This is a genomic window from Actinophytocola glycyrrhizae (genome assembly GCF_042653545.1).
GTDB lineage: Bacteria > Actinomycetota > Actinomycetes > Mycobacteriales > Pseudonocardiaceae > Actinophytocola > Actinophytocola glycyrrhizae.
Genome location: NZ_JBHSIS010000040.1, coordinates 1 through 1167 on the forward strand (window position 1 = coordinate 1; position 1167 = coordinate 1167).

Annotated in this window: 1 protein-coding gene; it reads left to right on the plus strand. The window is 63.7% G+C overall.

Annotated features, from left to right (window positions below; all coding sequences use genetic code 11):
* Window positions 1-169 precede the first annotated feature (169 nt).
* A partial coding sequence (locus tag ACFPCV_RS38985; protein ID WP_378062643.1) for an IS110 family RNA-guided transposase occupies window positions 170-1167 on the plus strand: 998 nt, incomplete at its 3' end.

The window sequence follows — 1167 nt, forward strand, 5'->3', positions numbered from 1 at the left end:
TGTGTGACGTCGTGTGTCCTTGACGCTGGGTCGAGGTCGTCGTTCAGTCTGATCGTTGGGAGTCTTTGAGGGTCCTGCATTGTTGCTTCGAGCACGCGAGCCCGGCTTGGTTTGGCTCTTTCCCCGACTCCCCAGGTGACCGCTGTTGGTCGCGTCTGAACGGGTTGAGGTGATCGTCGAGATGGCGATGGAAGAGGTGGATGAGGTCGACCAGGTGGTGGCGCGGGTGGCCGCGTTGGACCTGGCCAAGGCGAGTTTGGTGGCGTGTGTGCGGGTGCCCGCGGACACGCCGGGGAAACGGTGTCAGGAGATCCGCAGTTTTGACACGTTCTCCCGGTCGTTGTTGGAGTTGGCGGACTGGTTACGTGCTGAGCGGGTGACGCGGGTGGCGATGGAGGCCACCAGTGATTACTGGAAGCCGGTGTTCTACCTGCTCGAAGCCGAGGGTTTCGAGTGCTGGCTGGTCAACCCCAAACACATCAAGCACCTGCCGGGTCGGCCGAAGACGGACAAGCTGGACGCGGTGTGGCTGGCCAAAGTCACCGAGCGGGGCATGTGCCGCCCGTCGCTGGTGCACCCGGCCCCGATCCGGCATCTGCGGGACCTGACCCGCTATCGCCGCACTCTGGTCCGGGACCGCACCCGGGAACGGCAACGTCTGGAGAAACTCCTCGAAGATGCGCGGATCAAACTCTCCTCCGTGATCAGCGACATTCTCGGTGTCTCCGGGCGGGCGATGCTGGAGGCGATGATCGGCGGGAACCGCAGCCCACGGGCGCTGGCACAAATGGCACAAACCCGGATGCGCACCAAGATCAGCATCCTCCAGGAGGCGTTGACCGGGCACTTCACCGATCACCACGCATTCCTGGCCCGCACCATGATCGACCGCATCGACGCCATCACCACCGACATCGACAAGGTCAGCACCGCGATCGAGGAGGCGATAGCCCCCTTTCGTCACCAAGCCAAACAGCTCGACGAGATCACCGGGATCGGGATCCGCTCCGCGCAAGAGCTGATCGGCGAGATCGGGGTCAACATGACCTGCTTCCCCACCGACGCGCACCTGGTCTCCTGGGTCAAATTCGCCCCGATCCTCAAACAATCCGCGACCAAGACCCGCAACGGCTCCACCGGCAAAGGCAACCCCTGGATCGCCGGCAC